20 protein-coding genes are annotated in these 16,183 nt (G+C 68.8%); 7 read left to right on the top strand and 13 right to left on the bottom strand.

The window, feature by feature from the left end; translation table 11 throughout:
- Positions 1-87: 87 nt before the first annotated feature.
- Together AC0662_RS15225 and AC0662_RS15220 are read right to left on the bottom strand one after the other, a co-directional pair.
- Complete coding sequence (locus AC0662_RS15225) at positions 88-411, bottom strand: AzlD domain-containing protein (RefSeq protein ID WP_452199396.1); 324 nt, start codon at positions 409-411, stop codon at positions 88-90.
- Positions 408-1,094 (bottom strand): AzlC family ABC transporter permease, encoded by a 687-nt coding sequence (locus tag AC0662_RS15220; protein WP_452199394.1) that lies wholly within the window; start codon positions 1,092-1,094, stop codon positions 408-410. The genes AC0662_RS15225 and AC0662_RS15220 overlap by 4 nt, the downstream gene beginning before the upstream one ends.
- 54 nt (positions 1,095-1,148) lie before the next feature.
- Here AC0662_RS15220 and AC0662_RS15215 point away from each other — a divergent pair, with 54 nt between their 5' ends.
- Together AC0662_RS15215 and AC0662_RS15210 are read left to right on the top strand one after the other, a co-directional pair.
- Positions 1,149-1,724 carry a helix-turn-helix domain-containing protein gene (locus AC0662_RS15215; protein ID WP_452199392.1) on the top strand — a complete coding sequence of 192 codons (576 nt, stop codon included), beginning with the start codon at positions 1,149-1,151 and terminating at the stop codon, positions 1,722-1,724.
- A 107-nt stretch (positions 1,725-1,831) separates the two neighbouring features.
- Positions 1,832-2,908: a ricin-type beta-trefoil lectin domain protein gene (locus tag AC0662_RS15210; RefSeq protein ID WP_478301111.1), complete on the top strand. Its 1,077-nt coding sequence runs from the start codon at positions 1,832-1,834 to the stop codon at positions 2,906-2,908.
- Between the two features lie 54 nt (positions 2,909-2,962).
- Here AC0662_RS15210 and AC0662_RS15205 read toward each other — a convergent pair whose 3' ends face one another.
- Positions 2,963-3,793, bottom strand: a complete 831-nt coding sequence (locus tag AC0662_RS15205; protein ID WP_478301108.1) for an SAM-dependent methyltransferase — start codon at positions 3,791-3,793, stop codon at positions 2,963-2,965.
- A 166-nt stretch (positions 3,794-3,959) separates the two neighbouring features.
- Here AC0662_RS15205 and AC0662_RS15200 point away from each other — a divergent pair, with 166 nt between their 5' ends.
- A complete protein-coding gene (locus AC0662_RS15200) occupies positions 3,960-4,838 on the top strand; it encodes a helix-turn-helix domain-containing protein (protein ID WP_452199386.1) in 879 nt (292 codons plus the stop codon).
- A gap of 11 nt (positions 4,839-4,849) precedes the next feature.
- Here the strand turns inward: AC0662_RS15200 and AC0662_RS15195 are convergent, their stop codons facing one another.
- Entirely contained in the window at positions 4,850-5,341 is a 492-nt protein-coding gene (locus tag AC0662_RS15195; protein WP_452199384.1) for a winged helix-turn-helix transcriptional regulator, read from the bottom strand.
- Between the two features lie 54 nt (positions 5,342-5,395).
- Between AC0662_RS15195 and AC0662_RS15190 the strand changes: the two genes are divergently transcribed.
- The gene (locus AC0662_RS15190) at positions 5,396-5,977 is read left to right on the top strand and encodes a GNAT family N-acetyltransferase (RefSeq protein WP_478301105.1); all 582 of its coding nucleotides are present in this window, start codon (positions 5,396-5,398) and stop codon (positions 5,975-5,977) included.
- Positions 5,978-6,144: 167 nt separating this feature from the next.
- On the opposite strand, the gene AC0662_RS15185 is transcribed toward AC0662_RS15190, so the two are convergent.
- Genes AC0662_RS15185 through AC0662_RS15160 form a run of 6 tightly spaced genes read right to left on the bottom strand, consistent with a single transcriptional unit; the run spans position 6,145 to position 10,928 of the window.
- Positions 6,145-6,486, bottom strand: coding sequence for a VOC family protein (locus AC0662_RS15185; RefSeq protein WP_478301103.1), 342 nt, complete (start codon positions 6,484-6,486; stop codon positions 6,145-6,147).
- A 20-nt stretch (positions 6,487-6,506) separates the two neighbouring features.
- A complete protein-coding gene (locus tag AC0662_RS15180; RefSeq protein WP_452199378.1) occupies positions 6,507-6,701 on the bottom strand; it encodes a ferredoxin in 195 nt (64 codons plus the stop codon).
- An 11-nt stretch (positions 6,702-6,712) separates the two neighbouring features.
- Complete coding sequence (locus tag AC0662_RS15175) at positions 6,713-7,912, bottom strand: cytochrome P450 (RefSeq protein ID WP_478301101.1); 1,200 nt, start codon at positions 7,910-7,912, stop codon at positions 6,713-6,715.
- A 30-nt stretch (positions 7,913-7,942) separates the two neighbouring features.
- The gene (locus tag AC0662_RS15170; protein ID WP_478301098.1) at positions 7,943-9,085 is read right to left on the bottom strand and encodes an NAD(P)/FAD-dependent oxidoreductase; all 1,143 of its coding nucleotides are present in this window, start codon (positions 9,083-9,085) and stop codon (positions 7,943-7,945) included.
- The gene (locus tag AC0662_RS15165; protein WP_452199372.1) at positions 9,082-9,726 is read right to left on the bottom strand and encodes a TetR/AcrR family transcriptional regulator; all 645 of its coding nucleotides are present in this window, start codon (positions 9,724-9,726) and stop codon (positions 9,082-9,084) included. The genes AC0662_RS15170 and AC0662_RS15165 overlap by 4 nt, the downstream gene beginning before the upstream one ends.
- A complete protein-coding gene (locus tag AC0662_RS15160; protein WP_478301096.1) occupies positions 9,726-10,928 on the bottom strand; it encodes a cytochrome P450 in 1,203 nt (400 codons plus the stop codon). The genes AC0662_RS15165 and AC0662_RS15160 overlap by 1 nt, the downstream gene beginning before the upstream one ends.
- A gap of 142 nt (positions 10,929-11,070) precedes the next feature.
- On the opposite strand from AC0662_RS15160, the gene AC0662_RS15155 reads away from it, so the two are divergent.
- Positions 11,071-12,528: an MFS transporter gene (locus AC0662_RS15155; RefSeq protein ID WP_478301094.1), complete on the top strand. Its 1,458-nt coding sequence runs from the start codon at positions 11,071-11,073 to the stop codon at positions 12,526-12,528.
- A 31-nt stretch (positions 12,529-12,559) separates the two neighbouring features.
- On the opposite strand, the gene AC0662_RS15150 is transcribed toward AC0662_RS15155, so the two are convergent.
- Positions 12,560-13,129 carry a dienelactone hydrolase family protein gene (locus tag AC0662_RS15150; RefSeq protein ID WP_478301092.1) on the bottom strand — a complete coding sequence of 190 codons (570 nt, stop codon included), beginning with the start codon at positions 13,127-13,129 and terminating at the stop codon, positions 12,560-12,562.
- 58 nt (positions 13,130-13,187) lie between these two features.
- Between AC0662_RS15150 and AC0662_RS15145 the strand changes: the two genes are divergently transcribed.
- Positions 13,188-13,769 carry an ArsR/SmtB family transcription factor gene (locus AC0662_RS15145; RefSeq protein ID WP_452199365.1) on the top strand — a complete coding sequence of 194 codons (582 nt, stop codon included), beginning with the start codon at positions 13,188-13,190 and terminating at the stop codon, positions 13,767-13,769.
- Here AC0662_RS15145 and AC0662_RS15140 read toward each other — a convergent pair.
- A complete protein-coding gene (locus AC0662_RS15140; RefSeq protein ID WP_478301089.1) occupies positions 13,733-14,590 on the bottom strand; it encodes a helix-turn-helix transcriptional regulator in 858 nt (285 codons plus the stop codon). The two genes, AC0662_RS15145 and AC0662_RS15140, sit on opposite strands and share 37 nt — an antisense overlap.
- A 70-nt stretch (positions 14,591-14,660) precedes the next feature.
- Between AC0662_RS15140 and AC0662_RS15135 the strand changes: the two genes are divergently transcribed.
- The gene (locus AC0662_RS15135; protein WP_478301087.1) at positions 14,661-15,470 is read left to right on the top strand and encodes a phytanoyl-CoA dioxygenase family protein; all 810 of its coding nucleotides are present in this window, start codon (positions 14,661-14,663) and stop codon (positions 15,468-15,470) included.
- Between the two features lie 11 nt (positions 15,471-15,481).
- On the opposite strand, the gene AC0662_RS15130 is transcribed toward AC0662_RS15135, so the two are convergent.
- On the bottom strand, positions 15,482-16,102 hold the full coding sequence (locus tag AC0662_RS15130) for a TetR/AcrR family transcriptional regulator C-terminal domain-containing protein (protein ID WP_478301085.1): 621 nt from the start codon (positions 16,100-16,102) through the stop codon (positions 15,482-15,484).
- Between the last annotated feature and the right edge of the window lie 81 nt (positions 16,103-16,183).

The following is a 16,183-nucleotide window of genomic DNA, read 5'->3' as shown; positions in this document are numbered from 1 at the left end:
CGGGGATGACCACGCCCACTCTTGCGGCTGCCGGGTTGTCTGACCGCTGACGTGCTGCAGCCCGCTAGCGGCCCGATACCCCGCCGGCTACGGGACGCCGAGCAGGCGTAGGCCGGCCGCGGTGACTGCGGCGGCCACCACGATCAGGACGAACGGCGCCTTCCGCCACGCCAGCACACCGCCCACCAGCACTCCGGCCGGACGCGCAATCCCGGCCGGACCGTGGCCCTCGGTCAGCGCGGAGGTGGCGACCAATGCGGTCAGCAGCACGATCGCGGCCGCGGCCAGCAACTGCTGCACCCGCTCCGGCACCTCGAAGCGACTCCGCAGCGCGGGCCCCGCGAACCGCAGCGAAAAGGTCCCCACAGCAAGCACTCCGATGCCGACCAGCAGGAGCGGGGTATTGGTCATGGGGCCACCTCCACGGCGGGCTTCGTGGCGCGGTAGCAGAGCAGCCCCGCCAGCGCGCACAGGACGGGTAGACCGGCTGGCAGGAACGGGGTGGTCGCCAGCGCGACGACGACGCCGACGAGGGCCGCCGTACGCGTCGATCGGTCGCGCAAGGACGGCAGGACCAGGGCCAGCAGGACCGCCGGGAACGCAGCGTCCAGGCCGAACATGTCAGTATCGGTGATGACCGAGCCGGCCAGTCCACCGACGACGACGCCGATGTTCCAGCAGACGAAGATGCCGATCCCGCCCGCCCAGTACGCCGCCCGCTTCTGCCGTACGTCGTCCTGTCCCATCGCGAACGCCACGTTCTCGTCGGTCATCACGTGACTGCCGGCCCAGCGCCGCCAGCCACCACCGATCACGTCGCTCACCGCCAGGCCGAACGGGACGTGCCGGGTGTTCACCAGCAGACCCGCGATCATCGCCGCGATCGGGCTGCCGCCGGCCGCCACGATCCCGACGAACAGGAACTGCGACGCGCCCGCGAAGACCACGATCGACAACAGGATCGGCACCCACAACGGCAGCCCGCCGCCGACGCTGATCGCGCCGTACGAGAGCCCGACGACGCCGTCGGCCAGACAGACCAGACCGATGTCCCGGGCGAGTCCCCGATCGAGTGTTCGCCAGATCGAACGCATGGGCATTATGATGAACAACGCGCCGCCCGTTCGTCAAGCCGAACAACCAGACCGATGGAGCGAACGATCGTCATGGACAGCACCAGAGCACCGCTCGACGTGATCGCAGCCTCTCTGCGCCGGCACCGGGCGCGCGCCGGACTGTCACTGACCGAGGTCGCTAAGCGGGCGGGAGTCGCGAAGTCCACGCTCTCTCAGCTCGAGTCCGGCACCGGCAACCCAAGCGTCGAAACGCTGTGGGCGCTGGCCGTTGCCCTCGACACCCCGTTCGCGGCGCTGCTCGACCCGCCGCGGCCGAAGATCCAGGTGATCCGGGCCGGCGAAGGACCCGCGATCTACTCCGACCAGGCCGAGTACAGCGCCACCCTGGTCGCGTCCAGCCCGCCGAACGCCCGCCGTGACCTCTACCGGATCGTCGCCTCCCCCGGCCCCGGCCGGAAGTCCGAGCCGCACATGCCGGGCGTCGTCGAGCACGTGATCCTCGGCTCCGGACGAGCCCTGGTCGGCCCGGCCGACGAGCCGGTCGAACTGCTCCCGGGCGACTACATCGCCTACCCCGGCGACCTCCCGCACATCTTCCAGGCACTCGAGGAAGGAACGGCGGCAACGCTCGTTTCCGAGCACATGTAACGTTAACCGCTCACCTCTGGACATCTGCGCGCAGCTCTGCGCATCATCGTCGATGAGAGCTCTCGAAGTCGAAGTACCGCCCGCTTCGCTTGGAGGTAGCACCCCCGATGAGACTCAAGTCCTTACTGCTCTGCGCCCTGCTCGGCCTCGCCGCCGCGCTGATCCCCGGCAGCGCGTCCGCCATCGGCGTCACGCCCGGCACCTACGTGAACTACACGTTCGACACTCCCTCGCTCACCCAGGCCGAGTTCCGGATGACGATCAACAACGCACCCGGCCGCGCGAACGTCTACTGGTCCAACCAGTTCGCCTTCACCGGCGGCGACGTCGGCGGGTACACCGGCATGCAGACCCACCGCGACGGCGGCGGCATGTTCCTCTACTCGCTGTGGAACTCCACCGCCTGGAAGGTCGGCGACGCCGGCACCTACTGCATCCAGTTCCAGGAGGACGGCACCGGAGGTAGTTGCCGCCTCGACCGAGCCCCGACGCCCGGCCACACCTACGCGTTCGCCGTCGCCAGTGAAGGCAGCGGCTGGTATGGCGTGACCGTCCGCGACCTCACTGCCGGTACGTCGTTCAAACTCGGCAGCCTGCAAACGGGAGCAGGCAACACGATCAGTACGTCGGGCATGGTCAGCTGGACCGAGTACTTCGACTGGAACAACGCCAAGGCGACCTGTGACGACGAGCCGTACTCGAAGCTCACGATGAGCGCACCGACCAGCGGCAGCCTCACCGCGCACTTCACCGGCAGCTCGGTGAGTACGGGCTGTGCCGCGGACAGCAAGGTCACCCTCAACGGATCGTCCGCCGTGCAGGAGAACGGCATCGGCAACTCCGCGTCCGGTGACATCCGCGGCAGCGGCGGCTGCCTCGACGTCTCCGGAACCGACGGTACGACGATCCTGCTCTACAGCTGCACCGGCGGCGACAACCAGAACTGGGTGCACGCCGAGAACACCACGTTGCACGCGCAGTTCGGCTGTCTGGACGCCAGCGCCACACAGGCCGGCGCCGTCATCCTGTACAGCTGCCACGGCGGCACGAACCAGCAGTGGAGCCTGCCCGGTGACGGCACCATCCGGTCCGGCGGCCGCTGCCTGACCGCACCCGCTGCCCTGGGCAACCCGGTAACCGTTGCCACTTGCAACAACTCGGCCGGACAGCGCTGGACGTTCTGAAAGCACAGCGGGCGCCCGGGACGGATCCCGGGCGCCCGCTGAGCGACTGAGCGGTCAGACCTTGCGGCCGACCGCGCCGACGATGCATTCCTCGACCTGGTTGAGCGGCTTGAGCCGCGGGCCGTCCGGCCACCAGTCGTCGCAGAGCACCAGACCCGGGGCAACGAGCTCCTGGCCGGGGAAGAACTCCATCAGTTCCGCGCGGGTGCGGAACCTACCGCTGCCCATCGGGCTGTGGATGAATTTCTCCTCCATCTGCTGGGCGACCTTGGTGTGCTCCGGAGTCTCCGGGTCGTAGAAGTGCGAAATCGCCGTGTACGACCCGGGCACCACCGCGTCGACGTACTTCTGCATGATCTGCGCGCCCTCGGTGCCGATGTAGTGGTGCAGCGTGCCGGCCTGCATCACGGCGATCGGCTCGCTGAAGTCGAGGAAGTCACGCACCTCGGGCCTGCTCAGCACCTCGTCCGGATCGAAGATGTCGGCGCTGACGAACAGCGTGTTCTCGTTCTCCTCGAGCAGCGCGCGGCCGTGCGCGAGCACCACCGGGTCGTTGTCGATGTAGAGCACCTTGGCCTCGGGCTGGATCCGCTGCACGACCTGGTGGGTGTTCTCGGCGGTCGGCAGACCGGACCCGCAGTCGAGGTACTGCGTGATACCCGCCTGGCCGGCCAGGAACCGGCAGGCGCGAATCAGGAAGTTCCGGTTCGACCAGGCCAGGTCCTGGGCCTGCGGCGCGGCGGCCTGGACCCCACGCAGGACCTCGCGGTCGACCTCGAAATTGTCCTTGCCGCCCAAGAAGGCGTCGTACACGCGGGCGATGCTGGCCCGGCTGGTGTCGACACCGACCGGGATCGAACTGGGTGCATTGGTGGCATCGACCATCGGTGAACCTCGCAGAGAGTGATCGGGAAGTCTGTGCGACCGACTCTACCGAGAGTACGGCGCGCTGAACACATCGTGTCGGCGGGTGCGGTATGGACACGTTCACGGTCCGTTATGGAATGATCAACTGCTGCACACCGAACCACTGCTGCTGGGAGGCGAAGAGGTGACAGAGCCGGGGGCGTACGGCGGCCCGACCGCTCTGCGCATCGTGCTCGGTGTCCACCTGCGCCGGCTGCGCGAGGCCGCCAAGGTGAGCCGCACCGACGCGGGCTGGGCGATCCGCGGCTCGGAGTCGAAGATCAGCCGCCTGGAACTCGGCCGGGTCGGGTTCAAGGTCCGCGACGTCGACGACCTACTGACGCTGTACAAGCTGGACGACCCGGAGGAACGCGAGCGCCTGCTCACGCTGGCCCGCGACGCGAACAACCCGGGCTGGTGGCAACGGTACGACGACCTGACGCCGCAGTGGTTCCACTCCTATCTCGGCCTGGAGATGGCGGCCGACCTGATTCGTACGTTCGAGTTGCAGTTCGTGCCGGGGCTGTTGCAGACCCCGGAGTACGCGCGGGCCGTCGTCAAACTCGGCCAGCAGGACGTGCCGTTGTCACCCGAAGAGGTGGACCGCCTGGTCGCGCTGCGGATGAGCCGTCAGGACGTGCTGACGCGGCAACGACCTGCACGCCTGTGGGCCGTCGTCGACGAGGCGGTCCTGCGGCGTCCGATCGGCAGTCCCGCGGTTCTCAAGGCCCAGCTGGAGTACCTGATCGAGGCGGCCAGGCGGCACAACGTGACGCTGCAGATCATCCCGTTCGACAAGGGCGGGTACACCGCGACCGGCGGCGCGTTCACGCTGCTGCGTTTCAACGACAGCGACCTTCCCGACATCGTCTACATCGAGCACCTGACCAGCGCCGTCTACCTCGACAAGCGCGAGGAACTCGATCTGTACGTCGTCACCATGGACGCCGTCTCGATCACCGCGGCGCAGCCTCGGGAGACCGAATCCCTGCTCCGGAAGGCAATCGCGGACCTCGAGGCCTAGCGCCGCTCGACCTACCGTGGTTGGGCGCCCGGGCCGGGGCGGAAGGCGACCTCGCGTGGCGCCGGCTCGTGACCGCCCTCGCACTGCATGACCACCGTCACCCGCTCGCCGCAGTCACCGCGATGCCGCGGCTCGATCGGCGGTCCGGACTCTAGCGGCAGGTACTGGTCGGCCCACTGGATCATCGCCACCAGCACCGGGTAGAGGTCCATCCCGGCCTCGGTGAGCCGGTACTCCGAGCGTTCGCGCTGCCCGGGCAGCCGGTACGGATGGCGGCGGATCAGGCCGCGTTCGATCAGCGCGGCGAGCCGCTCGGTGAGCATCTGGCGTGGGATGCCGGCCCGGGCCCGGATGTCCTCGAACCGGCGGACACCGACGAAGACCTCGCGGAGGACGTGAAAAGTCCACTTGTCACCGAGGATCTCCATCGTCCGGGAGATCGTGCAGTTCTCCGTGGACCACCGCATCGCCTCGGGCTCCTGCGCGTTCACTGCCGTACTCATGTGACCAGGATAAGTCCGCTTGACAGACTCAGCCAAGCAGGGAACGCTGAATCCGTGAACCAGACTCAGGCGAGACCGCCGCTCGTCCGACGTGCCGGTGAACCCGACGCGGACGAGCTGTCCAGGATGCTGACCGGGCTGACGGACCTCAGCCGCTACTTCCGCTTCCAGACCGCGATCGGGAATCCGCCCCGGCCGGCGCTGCTGCTGCGGATGCTGTGCCCGAACGGCGCGGCCTTCGTGGCGACCCGCGACGAGAGCATCGTCGGGCACGCGATGTGGGCGTGGGCGCCGGGCGCGTCGACGGCCGAACTGGCCGCCGTGATCGGCGAGGCCGACCAGCGCCGCGGGCTCGGGATCCGAATGCTCTCGATCGCCGCCGCGGACGCGATCGCGGCCGGCGCGACGCATTTCCTGTTCGTCGTCAGTGCCGCCAACGAACGCTCGCTCCGCATGGTCCGCCGCCGCTGGCCGGACGCGACGGTCGAGCGCGACGGCGCATTGCTGACGTACCTCGCTCCCGCCCGCCTACCGGACGCCGTCGCGGACACTCACCCGGTGCCACGCACGGCTCTCGCACCGTCGCGGCAGCGCTCCGCCTCCGAGAGCACACCGCTCGAATGCCCGGCTGTTTGAGTGTCCGTCAGCGAGTGCCGCGCGTACGCCTCGGACGGATATCCGTTGCCGTTGGGGGTTGTCCGCTCTCATGCCAGCCGAGAACCCCCAACGCGAAGGGATAACCCGTGCTACGAGAAGCACGGAGTACGGCGACAGCAGGTCCGCGCGTCGTGCTGCACGGGATGTCAGGTGGCACGCTGGTGGTGGGGCTCGTACAAGCCGATCTCGCCACCTCCGGGGAGCCGGAGTGAGGTCAGGACGCCCCAGCGTTGGCGTTCTACCGGCTTGCTGAACTCGACCCCCTTCGCGCGCAGGTCCGTCATCGTTTGCTCGAGGTTGTCGCACATCAGCAACAGCTCGTGCGAGCCGCTCTCGGCCGGATGCACCGCGACCTCGGCCGGGGGCAGCTTGAAGATCAGCCAGCCGTGGCCGGCATCGACCGACGGGTACTCCAGCACGTCGGAGAAGAACGCGCGATCGGCCTCGGCGTCGGTGCTGTAGATGATCACATGCGCTCCGTTGATCATCTACAGCACTGTAGCCGGGCTCAGTCCTCGACGACGATGGCCAGCGCGGGGCAGACCGCGGCGGCCTGGTGGATGTCGGCGGCCAGTTCCGCGGGCGGGTTGTCGGTGAGGAGGACGACGACGCCGTCCTCGTCACGCTGGTCGAAGACGTCGGCGGCCGCCGTGACGCACTGGCCGGAGGCGACGCACTTGTCCTGGTCGACGGTGATCTTCATGGCGTGTCCTTTCACCAGGTGACGGGAAGCGAGTAGACGCCGTACACCGCGCCGTCGTGCTTGAAGGGGATCTCCTCCAGCGGTACGGCGCGCCGCAGCGTCGGGACGCGGCGGTACAGCGTGTTGTAGACGACCTGCAGCTCCATCCGCGCCAATGGTTGCCCGAGGCACTGATGCACCCCGAACCCGAACGCCACGTGCCGGCGCGCGTCCCGGCGTACGTCGAGGGTGTCCGGGTCCTCGAACACGGACGGGTCGCGGTTGCCGAGGTCGTTCGGGAAGATCACGCCCTCGCCGGCCTTGATCACCTGCCCGTGCAGTTCGATGTCCTCGAGGACCGCGCGACGGCGGCCGTTGTGGGTGATGTTCAGGTACCGCAGCAGTTCCTCGACGGCGCTCGCCACCACCTTCGGGTCGTCGGTCTCCCGCAGTACGGCGAGTTGTTCGGGGTGCTCCAGCAGCGCCAGCGTGCCGAGGGCGATCATGTTCGCGGTGGTCTCGTGCCCGGCGATCAGCAGCAGCACGCCGATACCGGCGGCATCCCGGCGGGTCAGCTCACCGGCCTTGATCCGCTCGGCCAGCCCGGACAGCAGGTCGTCCTTCGGGCTCTCCAGCTTCTCCCCCATCAGCTCGTTAAGGTACTTGCCGATGTTGTTCCGCGCCTGGGTCCGCTCCTCGACCGAGGCGCTGGTGCGGATCAGGATGCGGCTGTTCTGCTGGAAGAACTCGTGGTCGTCGTACGGGACCCCGAGCAGCCGGCAGATCACCAGCGACGGGACCGGGAGCGCGAACGCCTCGACCAGATCGACCGGCTTCGGCCCCGCGAGCAGGTCGTCGATCAGGCCGTCGACGATCTCCTGGACCTGCGGCCGCATCGCCTCGACCCGCTTGATCATGAACGGCGCGGTGACCATCCGCCGCAGCCGCGCGTGCTCCGGGTCGTCCATCAGGATGAACCCGATCCCCGCGTCCTCGCCGGTCGGCAAGGCCCGTGCGACGGTGTTCGGGTAGCCCGGCTTGTTGACGTCGGAACTCACCCGAGGATCCGCGAGCAGCTTGCGCTGGTCGTCGTACCGCGTCACCAGCCACGCGGTGCTGTCGAAGACCTGCACCTTCACCAGCGGCGCTTCTTCCTGCAGTTCACGCAGCTGCGGCGGCGGATCGAACGGACAGCCCGTGGCCCGGGCCATCGGATACACCGGAGTAGTCATACGAATTCCTTCCCCAGAGAGGTCTTCGAATTACGCGTGCACCAGATGCTCCCGGTGCAGGCGGGTCTGTTTCGGCATGTTCCAGCCGAGTACTGCGGTGACGCGGTCGTCGTGGCGGTAATGCGCGACGAAGCGTCCGTCCGTGATGTTGCCTTCGACAACGGTCACCTCGGCGTCCACGGACGGGCGGCCGTGCAGCTGGAGCTTCACCGCGAACTGATCCGTCCAGAAGTACGGGATCGGGCGGTAGGGCTGCGCTTCGCCGAGGATGTTGGCCGCGACGCAGATCGCCTGTTCGGTCGCGTTGGTCCGATTCTCCAATCGGATCAGAGAATCGCCGTACTGCCAGAGCGCCACGTCGCCGGCCGCGTAGATCCCGTCCGCCGCGCGGCAGAACTCGTCGCACACCACACCGTTGCCGAGAGCGAGCCCACTTCCTTCCAGCCACTCGGTTGCGGGCGCAGCGCCCAGCGCCACGACCACCACGTCCGCGGGCAGCACCTCACCATCAGCCAGCCGTACGCCGCTCACTCTGCCGCCCACGTCTGTCAGCCCGGTCACCGCCGCGCCGAGCCGGAGCTCGACACCTTCGCTCGCATGCAACTCGGCAAGCAGGCCACCGACCACCGGACCAAGCTGGCTCTGCAACGGCACCGCTTGCGGACCTGCCATCGTGACGGTGAGGCCGAGCTTGCGGGCCGTCGCGGCGATCTCGGCCCCGAGCACCCCGTCACCGACCACGACAACCCGCGCGCCATCCACCAGGTCCGCACGCAAGGCAGCGGCGTCGTCGAGCGTCCGCACCACGTGAACACCGTCGAGTTCAGGCCCGGGCAGCCGGCGCGGCGTCAGCCCGGTAGCGATCACCACCGCATCGGCAGACAACGCACGTCCCGCCGCGGTCCGAACCACCTTCCGCCCGACATCCAGCGCGACGGCGGAGTCACCGAGCACGAACTCGGCCTCCAGCGCCGACAACATCGCCTCCGGACGCAACTGCGTGCGCCCGGCGTCCCAGTCCCCGCAGAGGAACTGCTTGGACAGCGGCGGCCGATCGTACGGCGGGTGCCACTCCGCGCCGAGCACGGTGATCGGCTCCCGGAACCCCTTGCGGCGCAGGGCTTCCACGGTCGTCAACCCGGCCGCGGACGCTCCCACCACGAGCACGCTCACGAAGTCACCGGCGCGGTCAGCAGGCCGACGATCCCGTCGATCAGCCCGTCGGCCATCTCCTGCCAGGTCGCCCGAGCCGTCGGCGTACCGTCCGCGAGCGCCCGCTCGAACTCGGCCGTCATCTGGATGATCAGATGCCGCGCCATGTCGCCACGCTCGATCCGGACCGCCGGCGGCAGGTCCGCGAGATGCTCGCCGAGACCGTCGACGAGCTGCGTGAGCGTCGGCGAGTTCCGCGACTCCTGCAGCTGGATCTCGCGCAGGGCGGGATCGTTCATGAGTTGGGCGCTGAACCGCGCGAGCCAGCTCGGCGTCCCCAGACTGCCCATGTGGTCGGTCGCCGACCGGACCAGGACCGTCACGTAGTCCCGGACGTCCGGTTCGGCACCGAGCTCGGCGAGCAGCTCCCGGCGCCGGTCCTCGACCGGCACCGCGTGCCTGCGGACGATCTCCCGCACCAGATCGGTCTTGGTCCCGAAGTGGTACCCGACCGCGGTGTTGTTGCCCTGACCAGCGGCCTCGCTGATCTGCCGGTTCGACACCTCGTGCACGCCGCGCTCGGCGAACATCCGCTCCGCCGTGTCCATGATCAGGTCCCGCGTGGCATTCACCCGCGCCGACCTGACCGTCTTCGCCATCATCACCAGATCACCCTTACCTCCCGCAGCCCACCGACGAGCAGCCCTTCGACGAGCGGCAGCTCGGCCGCCGGCACTGCCAGCGCCAATGTCGGCAATCGACGCAGCAAGACTTCCAGAACGACCTGCAGCTCGGTACGCGCCAGCGACTGACCGATGCAGGAGTGCGGCCCGGCACCGAACGCGAGGTGGACGTTCGGGCTGCGACTCAGGTCCATCTCGCCGGCATCGGCGAAAACCCGCTCGTCCCGGTTCGCCGAGGCCATGCTGCAGATCGCGGTCGTCCCCGCGGGCAGTGCGCCGTCGGCGAGCTCGAGCTCCTCGGTGACGTACCGCATCATGCCGAAGCCCGCGTTGGCGTCGTACCGCAAGGTCTCCTCGACGGCGGTGCGGACCAGCGCCGGGTCCGCGAGCAACTGCTCCCAGCGGTCGCGGTCGGCGAGCAGCATCGCCATCATCTTGCCGATCATGTTCGTGGTGGTCTCGTGGCCCGCGATCAGCAGGCCCATGCCGGTGGACACCAACGCGTCGTCGCTCAACTGTTCCCCGGCCGAGTCGGTGCCGGTGATCAGGTCACTCAGCAGATCGGTCCCGGGGTTCGCCCGCTTCGCCTCGACATGACCGCTCATGTACGCCGTGAACTCGGCCTGCGCGGCTTCCATATCGGCGGCCGAGTAGCGACTCAGGTTCAGGAACGTGTCGGACCAGTAGGAGAACCGCTCCCGATCCGAGGCCGGTACGCCGAGAAGTTCGCAGATCACCCACACGGGCAAGGGGAACCCGAGGCTCGCTTTCAGATCGGCCGGGTGCCCGCCGTCGACCATCTCGTCGACGAGTTGCTCCGCCATCGCCTCGATCGACGGCCGCAACGCCGCCATCCGCTTGGCCGTGAACCACTTGGTGATCATCCGCCGCCACCGCTGGTGCCCGTCACCCGACTGCGGTACGCCGGGACGCCGCCGGTCGAACACGCCGGCGCCTTCCGCCGACACCCGCGCCGCTCCCTCCGCGGTACGGGCGAACCTCGCGTCGGACAGCACCTGGCGAACATCGTCGTACCGGGTCAGCAGGGCCGCCTGGTCGCCGCTCGGCAGCCGGACATGCGCCACCGGGCACTCGCGCCGGAGCTCCTCCCACTCGGGTGGCGGTTCGATCGCATCGACGGGTGGGATCGGGTAGTCGGCAAGCTGATCACTATCGGTCACAGGCCATCACCTCCGTGTGGTTTCTTCTCCCAGCTTCCCTCGCCGACTTGTTTAAGTCAACTGCCTGACTTAACGTATGGTTGCAGAAACCAACCATCTATCGCTGCTCTCAACTATCTATCGCTGCGCTCGGAGGCAAGTGATGTCCGCTGCTCATTCAGTGCGTACCGGGGCCGTCGTTCCGGTGCTCGCCTCGGCCGGGATCACGGTCGCGCTGATGCAGACCCTGGTGATCCCGCTGGTTCCCGAACTGCCGCGGCTGCTGAACGCCTCGGCCGCCGGGACCGCCTGGGCGATCACCGCGACACTGCTCGCGGCCGCGGTCGCGACCCCGATCATGGGCCGCCTCGGTGACATGTACGGCAAGCGCCGGATGCTGCTGATCAGCATCGGCATGCTCGTCGCCGGCTCGGTGGTCGCGGCGCTGAGCAGCTCGCTGGTCCCGATGATCGCCGGCCGCGCGCTCCAGGGCCTGGCCTCCGGCGTGATCCCGCTCGGGATCAGCATCATGCGCGACGAGCTGCCCTCCGAGAAGGTCGGTACGGCGGTCGCGCAGATGAGCGCCTCACTCGGCGTCGGCGGCGCACTCGGTCTCCCGGCTGCGGCGTTGCTGGCCGAGAACTTCAACTGGCACACGCTGTTCTGGGTGTCGGCCGCGCTCGGCGCGATCGTCTTCGTGCTGGTCGTGCGGTTCGTCCCGGAGTCGGCGGTGCGGTCCGGCGGGCGCTTCGACGTACCCGGTGGGGTCGGGTTGTCGGTCGGGCTGATCTCGTTGCTGCTGGCAATTTCTCAGGGCGGGAGCTGGGGCTGGGGCAGCCCTCGCACGCTCGCCCTGTTCGCCCTCGCGGTCGTCGCGCTGCTCGCCTGGGGCTGGTGGGAGACGCGGACCAAGGAGCCGCTGGTCGACCTGCGGACGACGGCCCGCCCGCAGGTCCTGCTGACCAACCTGGCGTCGATGGTGTTCGGGTTCGCGATGTTCGCGATGTCGCTGGTGCTGCCGCAGCTGCTGCAGATGCCCAGGGCAACTGGTTTCGGACTCGGCCAGTCGATGCTGGCGTCCGGTCTGGTGATGGGCCCGTCGGGTCTGATCATGCTGGTCGCCGCGCCGTTCTCGGCGAAGATCTCGAGGACCCGCGGCCCGAAGGTCACGCTGATGCTCGGCGCCCTGGTGGTCGCGGCCGGCTACGGCGTGGGCAGCGTGCTGATGAGCCAGGTCTGGCAGCTGGTCCTGGTCTCGCTGCTGATCGGCACCGGCATCGGCCTGGCGTACGGCGCGATGCCCGCGCTGATCATGTCCGCCGTCCCCGTGTCGGAGACCGCGGCGGCGAACAGCTTCAACACGCTGATGCGGTCGATCGGCACCTCGGTATCCAGCGCGATCGCCGGCGTGATCCTGGCGAACCTGACGATCAGCCTGGGCGGCTACACCCTGCCTTCGCAGAGTGGCTTCCGGGCCGTCCTGCTGATCGGCGCCGGCGCCGCGCTGACCGCGCTGGTGGTGGCCTCGTTCATCCCGACCCGGCGCGAGCGGCAGCTCGACAGTACGTATACGCCCACTGCCGAAGCGGCCACGCTCAGCGGCTCAGCCAATCAGGCGTAGTGGACGTATACGTACTGTCCTCCTGCAGACGCTAGGCCAGGAAGTCCAGCGTGCGCTGGAGGACGAGCTTGGCGGCGGCTTCGTCGTAGCCCGGCAGGGAGGAGTCGGCGAACAGGTGCTCCTTGCCGGGGTAGAGGAACAGCTCCACGGAGCTGTTGGCGGCGACCAGGGCGCGGGCGGCGTCGATGTCGCCGCCTTCCTCGGCGAAGAACGGGTCCTCCTCCATCCCGTGCACCTGCGCCGGCAGACCCGCGGGCCACGCCCCGAACTCCTCGGCCGGTAGACACGAGTAGTAGAACAGGCCACCGACCGCACCCGGCCGGGTCTGCGCGAGCTGCTGAGCGGGGACGACGCCGAGCGAGAAGCCGGCGTACACGATGTTCGCCGGCAGGTCCTGCGCCGCCGCGACGCCGCGCTCCGCGATCTTCCCGAAGCCCGTCGCCCGCGCGTAGTCCATGCCCTCGTCGAGGGTCGCGTAGGTGTTGCCTTCGTACAGGTCCGGCGTGTGCACGGTGTGGCCCGCCTGCCGCAACTCCTCGGCGAACGCCTTCACCCCGTCGGTCAGTCCCTGCGAGTGGTGGTACAGCACGACCTCGGCCATCATCAGCTCCAATGATCCAAATATCTCGAACAATCGGCGATGCTAGTCTATTCGAACCATGTCGATCAACAGTGGGGTACCCGACTACGAGCTCGCGGACACCGTCGAGCTGACCACCGCCGAGCAGGTGCGGGCGATCAGCGACCCGTTGCGGACGACGATCCTCGGGCTGCTGCACGAGCGGGCCGCGACCGTGACCGAGCTGGCCACCGCGGTCGGCCGGCCGAAGAGCACGGTCGCGCACCACGTGAAGGTGCTGACCGACGCCGGCATCCTGCGGGTGGTGCGGACGCGGCGGGTGCGGGCGATCGAGGAACGGTTCTACGGGCGCGCCGCACGGATGTTCTACGTCGGGCTCGGCCGGCAGGGCGCGGAGGGTCGGCTGCCGCAGGACTTCAACGACTTCGAGGTCGCGGCCGACGAGTCCAAGCCGGCATATGACGCGGGCGAGATGCGGTCGTTCATCCGGCACGCCCGGATCCCGGAGGAGCGGGCGGCGGAGTTCTGGCAGCAGGTCGACCGGTTGATCCATTCGTTCGACCAGCTGCCCAGGTCCGGCGACACGACGTACGGCTTCACCGTCGGCCTCTATCCGATGTTCGACTACCCGACATTGCCGCCGGTCGAGGGCGAGGACTGAGACCGGAAGGCAGTCGGCGTCGTGCCGGTGAACTGACGGAACACTCGGGCGAAGTGCTGGCTGGAGCTGAAGCCGAGGCTCAACGCCAGCGCCGTGATCGTGATGTCGCTGGTCTCGAGCAGTTGGCGCGCGCGGTCGATCCGGCGCTCGCTCAGGTAGCGGTGCGGCGGCTGACCGAGCTCACCGGTGAACAACTCGGCCACGTACGCCGGTGCGAGTCCGGCGCGATCGGCGAGTTCGCGAAGGGTCCACCGCTCGTGGAACTCCTGGTCCAGCAGGCGTTTCACCGTCCGTACGGCGGGATGCATGGCCAACTGCGGTACGGCGGCCGGCGCGAGCGACCGGGAGACCGCGAGGACGAGATGATCCACCGCGAGCGCCAGCCCGGTCTCGGCGTACTCGTACCGCGTCGTCAGTTCACGCACCAACTGCGCGAACGCGTGCGTGAGTTCGCCCGCCTCACGATGGACGACCGTCTTGGGCCACGGTCGCGCGAGAGCGGTCTGACGCCGGGCGACCGCGTCGCGATCGACCGCGGCGAAGTAGAAGTGGTGATTGCCGGACCGGCCCGCCAGGTGATGCGTGACGCCGGGCGGTACCGCGAAGAGGTGGCCGGGATGCAGGACGTAGCTCTCACCGCCCGCCACCCAGTGCGTGGTGCCGTGCTGCTGCAGGTAGATCTCCCAGACCGGGTGCTGATGCGGTTCGATCAGGAACTGCTCCGGCGCCCACTGCTCCCCCGCGTGCCGCAGACCGCTGGCGGGGTCGAACCCCTCGGCATGGAAGCCGGCGCGGAGCCCGCTGGGACGGTGCAAGGACACCTGAAGATTGTGTCCAGGTGGCTGAACATCGGCAACGCCCGCGCGAGCCGGGATTCCTAGGTTGGTCGCCATGGAGCTACCAGGACCTGATGACATCGCCTTCTACCAGGAACGCGGCTACTGGATCTCGCCGGTGATCGTGCCGTCCGACGTACTGGACGCGGCCGAGCGCGGGATGGAGCGGTTCTACGCCGACGATCACGACCACACACTGCCCGACGTACCCGCGACCCGCGGGTGGCGGCCGGCGGACGGGGATGTACTGCGGAAGAACGACTACTCGTCGCTGCGCGTGGACGAACTGGCCGCGCTCGTCCGGCACCCGGCGATCGCGGCGACGGCGGCCGCGTTGTCCGGCGCGGACGGGATCCGGCTGTGGCACGACCAGTTGTTGTTCAAGCCGCCGGGTGAGTCGGCGGCGCGCGTCGGATGGCACACGGACCGGCAGTACTGGCAGTCGTGTACGTCGGACGAGATGCTCACCGCATGGGTCGGATTCCACGACGTCGACGAGGTGAACGGGGCGGTCGGGTTCCTGCCCGGCAGCCATCGCTGGTCCGTGACGGGGCTGGACTTCTTCTCCCAGGACACCGCCGGACTCGAGGCATCGATCGCCGCGCAGGGGTTCGACCCGACCCCCGTCGTACCGCGGATGAAGCGTGGCCAGGTGAGCTTCCACCACTGCCGGACGGTGCACGGAAGTTCGGCGAACCTGAGCACGGCAGCACGCCGATCCATCGCCATCCACCTGCAGCCGACCGACAACCGCTGGCGCCCCGGCGCCAGCCATCCCAACGACGAACTGGTCCGCCACAACCCCACCCCCGACTACACGGACTCCAAAATCCAGCCCCGCCTCTGGCCTGCCGGGGTCAGGTAGTCGTGACCGACCTAGCCATCGGGTGACGGGTCGAGGCCTTTCACCAGCGCGGCCAGGCCGGTCGCGAACTCGTGGTCAGGGCCCAGCGCGACGACCTGCCCGGCAACATCGAGAAGATGCGCGGCTTCCGGAGAGGCGGTCGGGGGAAGGGCGATGTCGTTCCCGTCCCGGGCCGTCTGCTGCTCGATAGTCGCACCGATGGTGTACCGCGACACCGCGACGTACGCCAGAATCGCGCCCGTACCGCTGAATCCGTGCCGCTCGAGGAACGACACCTGCGCGATCGCGTGCGCCAGCTCCGGAGCCCGCGGCCCGGCCAGCGCCAGTAGCCGCGCACCGTCCCGGACCGCGAGCATCGCGCGGCGCAGGCTGTACGCGTTGCGGGTCAGGAACGTCCGCCAGCCCTCGCCCGGCTGTGGCAGCCGCTCGGTGTGCCAGCGTTTCAGCACCTCGGCGGCGACGGCGGCGAGAATCTCGTCCTTGTCCCGGAAGTGGTGGTACAGCGCCGGCTGCCGGACGCCGAGCCGGGCGGCCACCGCGTGCAGCGACAGCTTGTCGAGACCGCGCTCGTCGAGCACCTCGATCGAGGCGGCGACGATCGCGGTGCGGTCGGTACGTCGCTGCTGTGGCACCAGCGAACCGTACCCACAGACCTCCCGGTTCGGCGAAGCTTATCGATGATAAGGTTCGGGTCGACCACTGAGCGTAACCGG

This window comes from Kribbella sp. NPDC043289, from assembly GCF_056436705.1.
The sequence above is the reverse complement of the archived record's forward strand: the minus strand, read 5'-3'. Positions and strand labels throughout refer to the sequence as shown.